Annotated in this window: 7 protein-coding genes; 3 read left to right on the top strand and 4 right to left on the bottom strand. The window is 30.9% G+C overall.

Going from position 1 to position 7,438, the window contains the following annotated elements; all coding sequences use genetic code 11:
* Positions 1–4 precede the first annotated feature (4 nt).
* Positions 5–940, top strand: coding sequence for a polysaccharide pyruvyl transferase family protein (locus tag L4D09_RS11820; protein WP_428457707.1), 936 nt, complete (start codon positions 5–7; stop codon positions 938–940).
* On the opposite strand, the gene L4D09_RS11825 is transcribed toward L4D09_RS11820, so the two are convergent.
* From L4D09_RS11825 to L4D09_RS11835, 3 genes are read right to left on the bottom strand one after another with little or no spacing between them, the layout of a single operon-like run.
* Positions 937–2,403, bottom strand: a complete 1,467-nt coding sequence (locus L4D09_RS11825) for an oligosaccharide flippase family protein (protein WP_428457708.1) — start codon at positions 2,401–2,403, stop codon at positions 937–939. The genes L4D09_RS11820 and L4D09_RS11825 overlap by 4 nt on opposite strands.
* Before the next feature lie 2 nt (positions 2,404–2,405).
* Entirely contained in the window at positions 2,406–3,335 is a 930-nt protein-coding gene (locus L4D09_RS11830; RefSeq protein WP_428457709.1) for a hypothetical protein, read from the bottom strand.
* Between the two features lie 28 nt (positions 3,336–3,363).
* A complete protein-coding gene (locus tag L4D09_RS11835) occupies positions 3,364–4,371 on the bottom strand; it encodes a polysaccharide deacetylase family protein (RefSeq protein WP_428457710.1) in 1,008 nt (335 codons plus the stop codon).
* Positions 4,372–4,604: 233 nt separating this feature from the next.
* Here L4D09_RS11835 and L4D09_RS11840 point away from each other — a divergent pair, with 233 nt between their 5' ends.
* Positions 4,605–6,020 (top strand): polysaccharide lyase domain-containing protein, encoded by a 1,416-nt coding sequence (locus L4D09_RS11840; protein WP_428457711.1) that lies wholly within the window; start codon positions 4,605–4,607, stop codon positions 6,018–6,020.
* A 52-nt stretch (positions 6,021–6,072) separates the two neighbouring features.
* Positions 6,073–7,236, top strand: coding sequence for a hypothetical protein (locus L4D09_RS11845; protein WP_428457712.1), 1,164 nt, complete (start codon positions 6,073–6,075; stop codon positions 7,234–7,236).
* On the opposite strand, the gene L4D09_RS11850 is transcribed toward L4D09_RS11845, so the two are convergent.
* Positions 7,222–7,438: hypothetical protein (locus L4D09_RS11850; RefSeq protein ID WP_428457713.1), on the bottom strand; the 217-nt coding region annotated here is incomplete at its 5' end. The genes L4D09_RS11845 and L4D09_RS11850 overlap by 15 nt on opposite strands.

The following is a 7,438-nucleotide window of genomic DNA, read 5'->3' on the forward strand; positions in this document are numbered from 1 at the left end:
TTATATGGAAATTGACATCAATCATTATTTGGAAAAATTCAAAGGAGTACCTTTCAATTACATCCCAAATTATGGTAATGCTGGTGATTGCCTTATCGCATCAGGTACTTTTCAAGTATTTGATTCAATTGGGTTAAGTTATCAAATTAAAGATAGGGAAAAGTTTGACTACAAGGATAAAGTTGTCATATATGGAGGTGGCGGTAACTTAGGTAATGATACTACTGGTTCATATAAAATTTTAAAAAGAATAAATAAAGAAGCAAAACATATAACTATACTCCCTCATACGATAAAAGATATAGATGAACTACTGACATCATTTGGGAGCAATGTTGATATAATATGTCGAGAAAGACAATCTTATGAATACGTAAAAAAAGTAGCCGTACATGCTAACACTTACCTATGTGATGATATGGCTCTTAATTTAAAAGTTAATTTTATCGACAACGGAAAATTCACTATCGTTGACAAAATAAATGTTTCAATTACATACTTAGCCAATAAACTAAACCTTTCACAATCACAAGTTCCATCAAAAAATGGAATATTTAAAATGTGGTTTATTAACAAAAAGCTTAAAAAACTTAAAAAACTTAAAAAACTTAAAAAACATAATGATCAATCTAAAGTTTTATATGCATTTAGAAAAGATGGTGAAAAAACAGATATAGAAATCCCAAATGGAAATATAGACATTTCAGAAGAACTCGCAATAAGTGCTAGTGAAAAGAAAGTTACTCAATACAACAGTAAAATATTCCTTAAATTCATTGATAACTTCGATATCATTCATACAAACCGTTTGCATGTATGTATTGGGGCTGCATTACTTAATAAAGAAGTACATTTTCACGGTTGTAATTATTTCAAATGTAAAGCCGTATATGAATATACATTGAAAGAAAAATTCAGCAATATTACATGGTATAATTAGTTATTAAAGGCCTTTTTTAAAACATCAAAGGAGGCCACACATAACTCCCAGTATGTATTATTAATCTCTTTGACTAAATATGAAAAAAGAATGATCAATGTACCATACGTAGCAATACCTATAGATACTCCGGTCAACATTTTAATAAAATGGACATCGAAAAATCCAATTAAAGAAGTAACAACAATATACATTATAACACTTGATACAAATGGTAATATGAGTAATGAAAGTAATTTATGAATCTTTATATTCGTTAATTTGTAAAAAACAAACATTATAACAACAAAGAAACCTGAGCCTATAATCATCCTCAATTCAGATAAATGTTCTACCGTTCTGACTGTGGACATATAAAACGATGAAATAATAGTAATCACCACAACTACATCCATTAATATTAGAATTTTCATTCTTTCTTTAATAATCAATACTGATACTAATATCTCGTATACGGCCATAACAATCATTAGTCCAGCTATATTTCTTATAACAACATCAGCCGCAAGCCACTTCTCGCCTAGAATAACAAATGTAAAAGGTGTCGATATTGCTGCGACACCAAATGCACATGGGACAATAATAATTAAAGTGTATGATAATTGTTTTATCACTCTATCATTGAATGCTTTAATATCATTTTTTAAATTAGAAAAAACAGCATACACACCACGGTTCATTGGAGAAACAATCTCATTATAGGGTAACCATGCAAATTCTTGAGATATACTATAAACACCTACTGACTTCGTATTGATGATATTACCAAGAATCAGAACATCAACTCTGGACCGAAAGTATCCTGTAATAGATGTAAGGTAAACCCATTTAGAAAACAACCATTGATCTCTCCAATGACAAGTAGTGAATTTTGGCCTATATGGACAATATAAATAACTTAACAACTGCTCAATTGTAGCAATTGTTATAATTCCAAAAATAAGTGCCCAGTATGTTTTGAAATATACAGCTATAGTAATAGATACGATAGTACCGACTGTTTTAGAAAAAATCTTTATTAATATAAGCAATTTAAAGTTATAATTTTTCTCCATAATATCTAAACCAACATTACGAAATCCAGATATTATTGGTAAAACCGAAGTCACTTGAATTACTTTGACAATTTCAATATTATTTAGATATATACCAATATATGGTGCTGAAATAAATAATAGGATTGCTGATAATATTTTCATCGTTAAACCTAACGACCAAATGCTATTCAATTCATCATTAGTCAAATTTTCTTGTGATATTACATATTTACTTACACCAACAGCAGAAAAAGCGACATAAAGTGATACGAAAAAAGTAGCTAAAGCAACAATACCAAAATCCTTAGGTTCCAATAACCTCAACAAAACTAAAGTATTTGCTGTTCCGATAATTCTCCCATACCAATTTGATATCAAGCCCCATTTAGCACCACTAATCAATCCCTTCGCTGCTTTTTCTTCCATATTTAATCCAAACCTAATTGCTTAATAACTTTATGTGCAAGATTTTTATAAGCATTGCGCCTGTAACGACATGTACCCATAAAGTGAACTACTGATGAATTATCTAAAGGCTCTGATGTATCTGGAAACATGTGTGTTTGATATTTTGGCCATGGAAGTACATGCGCACCATTTGCCATTGATGCTATTACATTTGAAGCAACTTGTTCACTACCCCATTTATTCCATACCTCAACCCCCAAAGTAGATTTCATTTGATTAGAAAACTTTTCTAATTCGTCTAGGTAGCCTTCGCCCTTAGGTAACCCTGTAAATCCTGCGCATCCTCTTATATAATGAAAACTTGAGTTACTAAACATAGGCAGGTTAGATAAAGCCTGCTCAGATTGCACTTGCACATGCGTGGTATCCCACTGGCTAGCAATATGTGATATATAGTTAACAGGTACTGGGGACGACCATTTCGGGTCTCCTAAAATAAATGAAGATTCATCTTTTATTGCTTGTTTTAGCTCAACAAGAGGTCCATTGATAATAATGTCAGAGTCTAACTGTATCACATATTTTTCTTTTGCCAGTGTTAATAGCAATACTAAACGCTCCCAACAATTTTTCCTTGGTAGCGTTCTCATATCTAATTCATCATATTCGTGAAAAATAACATTACTTATATGCGATTTTATTAATTCTTTATCACTATCATCAAGAGTACCGTCATTCAATATATGAACATCAACATCATGAAACCAAAATAAGAATGATTTTATTGCTAATAAATAGCTATGAACTACCTTTTTACCAATTAGGGAAAGAACAATAACATCATTTGATAAGTCTGTTTCAAAAGCCCTAACATTAACAATGTTTTTTAAAACCTGGTCGCACCTAAACTTATATACTTTCCTAGATACCGCATTAACAATATGATTCATACTTAAACCTACCACTATGTAATTAATACTAAATACAATGATTTTTTTTTATTACCTTTACATATTCTTCACCCCTTTTTTCTTCACAACCATATGAAAAACTTGACGGTAAAAAACATTCTCCTTTTTTTGAGTGTATAAACCATTTTATATACTCTATAACCTTAACTCTAAGTTCATCAACGTCTTCTGATGATTCAGAGTAAGGTGTTCCTTTAACAGTTAGACTAGAAGAATGGAGTGAAAGTACAAATTCTTCTACACCGAGTTGTTCTTGCACTCTAGTTATATGCTGCATTTGCTCAAAAGAACAACCTTCTGGAGATAATCTGTATGTGTTAACTTTGAATATTTTTTTAAATAGTCTATACCAAAACTTATTTTTTAATTTGTACATTATTTCTGGTTTATTATTAATGATTTTTTCAATATATGGAATAGAACAATAGATAGAAGATGTATGCGGCAAGCACTTGATTTTCCCTGAATTAAAGCTAGAACAGTCAACTTTAGAGTAATCAGGACCACCTTTAGCGGAAAAGTCAAAATAAGCATTTATACTAAGGTCTACACAATAACCAAGTGATTCCAAATGCAGATATGTATTTTGGCCAACACCATAGCGGCCTGCTAAGTATGCTTTAGGTTTTTGCCCACAAAGTTGATGAATACCTTGAGTTAGTGCCTTCATTTTATTATATTCAACATCCTTCGGGAGGTTTCCAGGAAAAGAATAAAATCCGTTTTCATAATCAATTTTTGAATCATAAGGCGGTGTTACCCAAGGGTGTAGATGTGCAGCGAACTCGATTGAATGATTTTGTAATGGTTTTAATTGTTTAATGACTGATTTTCCAGAAAGACTTGAAATAAACGCATAATCTAATGCTAACGTCACTTTTGCATTAAGAGACAATAATTCATTAACTAGCTGTAAAAGCTCAGTACTATGAGTAACTGTTTGATTTTTAATATCAAAGCCGCAAGACCAATCAAATTCCTCCTCCGCATGAATTACAATTGCAAGCTTCAACATACTCACTCCTTGAATTTGTCCTTTATGATCATGGCACAATTATAAAAAATCGCCAATTTTGATAAAAAGATACATCAAAAATATCCGCAAAAATTCCCTAGCTATAAATGCATGTACAATAAGGCATTTATTCCATTTTATGGCATTTTTTTATCTATGATTTATTTTGCATATGTCCATTTTTTGTCTAAGTTTAGTTAAGGCAGATAAACTGTAAAAGTGATTTATTAACAATGGATAAAAAGTTTATTAAGTATTATTTAATTACTGTTGGTTTAACGACTCATCTTGTTGCTATCTGCTTATTGATCATTTTCATATTATCTCCAGTTAAACTTAACCACATAAAAGAGTTCGTACCTATTGTAAGTACTAAAATCAACTCAGGAATAATAAACACTGAAAATATGATTAATGAAACAATTACTATGAACAAAAATTTTGACATGAAAAATTGGCCAACCATTGGCCCTAAAGATTCTTTTACCTTAAATAACAATAAATCCGTTTCTATTGTCAAGGATACACAGTCCCTCATAAATGCGTTAAAAAATGCCATTCCAGGACAAACTATTTATATAAATGATGGGATTTATATTCTTCATGGTAAAAGATTTATAATGGGAAAGAAAAACCAACTGTTATCATCCCCCATTATGATTACCGCCTTAAACCCAGGCAAAGTCACAATAGAATTAGATTCATTGGAAGGTTTTTATATAGACAAACCCAATTGGAATATATCTGGAATTATCTTTAAAGGAATTTGTAACATTGCCTCTAATTGTGATCATGCTATTCATATAGTTGGTAATGCAAATAATACAACAATAATGCATAACACTTTCATCAACTTTAATGCAGCCTTAAAGGTCAACAGGTTAGATGATAAACATCCAGATAATGGTAACATTTCAAATAACCATTTTTATTTAACAGAACCACATAAAACTAATCGCTCTGTGACTCATATAAACATTGACCACGGTAATGACTGGGTTATTTCTAGAAATATAATACGTGACTTCATTAAGACAGGTGGTAATAAGGTCAGTTACGGAGCCTTTATAAAAGGTGGAGTTAACAATGGTTTAATCGAAAGAAATCTTGTCATTTGTAATTCAAAAAAAGATACCTATAGTGGCTTTCAAGTTGGTCTTTCTTTAGGCGGAGGAGGTATGAAAAAAGCCCACCGCAGAAATTTTAACGAGTATGAAGTAAAAGGAGGTGTTTTAAGAAATAATATAATACTTCACTGCAACGATGTAGCCGTATATGTTAACAATGCAACAAAAACATTAATTCATAATAACTTACTCTTTAATACTAAAGGGATTGATGTAAGATTTAGAAAAAGTGACGCTATACTATTTAATAACATTAGCAACTCAGGGTTTCGAATGCGTGACGATGGTAAATTAGTAGAATTCAATAATTTAGTCATGAACTATAAAAAATTCAATGATACATATATTGATTCTAAAAATGGTAATTTTTCATTTAAAAACACTCCTCTAAAGTATATAACCACCAATAAAACATTTAACATTGGTCAAAATACTGTTATCACTGACTTTTGTAATAATCAAGTTTTAGGGGAAAATAATTATRTCGGCCCATACCTAGAAGACTTTAACTGCTTCAATTAAAGTTATGTTACTATATGGGAGTTACTTATTATTTATTAACATGGAGGTGTTTATGATAGTATCGTCACCAGAAATAACTGAAGACAAGAATAAATGCATAATATCATGTAATATTGAAACAAAAGACTCAAAGTCTACTTTATGGTTTTCAGTTCCTATACATTACAAAGATGCTATTCTGAAAAATAGATTAGATGCTTTTCTTGTTGCTCTTTTACCATTAGCTATGTTTAAAGGGGAAGAGTTGTATTTAGATGGTGAAGTATCTGAAAAGCTCATTTATAGCATTGACTCTTATTATATACGACTATTAAATACTATTGACTCTAGCTTCTCACCCGTAGCTATAAAACCAGCAAATATAACAAATAAAAAAATAAACTCTAACACTTATGGGGGTGCAACTGGGTTTTCTGGAGGTGTTGATTCATTCTGCGTAATTTCAAACCATATTAATAATTCGAAATATCCCTCTTATAATATTTCAAAGTTGCTATTCAATAATGTCGGAGCTTTACCAAGTCACCTATTTAATAAAAAATTCGATCTTCTTAAGCCTGTTAGCGAACAGCTAGGTGTTGAACTGATTCCAATTGACTCTAATATGGATGACTTGTTAGATGGCGTTCCATTTATACTCTCACATAATACAAGAAATATTGCATGTGCTTTAGTACTACAGTCTGTTTATAGTAAATATTATTATGCCTCTGGTTATTCTTACTCTGACACTAAGGTCAATAGTACAAAAGATATTGCTACAATAGACCCTTTATCAATACATCTATTTTCTACTGAAAATCTTGATGTGATTTCTTCCGGTGGTCAATATTCACGAGTCGAAAAAACTCGTATTATTTCTAATTATAAGCCATCGAACAAACTTCTTAATGTTTGCATATCAGCAAATAGAATTGATAACTGTTCACGCTGCTGGAAATGTGGACGCACTTTGCTGGTTCTTGAACTATTAGGCTCTATAAAACAATATAGTGATGTCTTTGACTTAAAGGTGTGGGAAGTTAATCGAAAATGGTATATTGCTGAATATTTGTTAAATCACAAAAAAAGAAATGATCCGCTAAGTAAAGAAGTAAGAGACTTTGCAATTGCCTCCGACTATAAGTTTACAGTAAGTGATAGATTATTAACATTGTTTGTAACGTGCTTTCCAAGTAATATTGTAAGCTTTGTTAGAAAATTATTCACTCATTAACTTTGTTTTTGCTTTTCGAAGTGAATGTAAAAATACTGTCCATACGCTACTTCTTTGTAGATCAACTTTAACCAATTCTACAGATTCATTAGAAAAACTCTTTTTATACCTTGATTCCCCCCCAAGAAAATCATAACCATTTAATCCATCAGTCCATAATTTATTTATTATAAAATAATGTATTGTTAATCCAGGCTTACAA

Origin of the sequence: Photobacterium makurazakiensis, assembly GCF_050336715.1 — a bacterium.
GTDB lineage: Bacteria > Pseudomonadota > Gammaproteobacteria > Enterobacterales > Vibrionaceae > Photobacterium > Photobacterium makurazakiensis.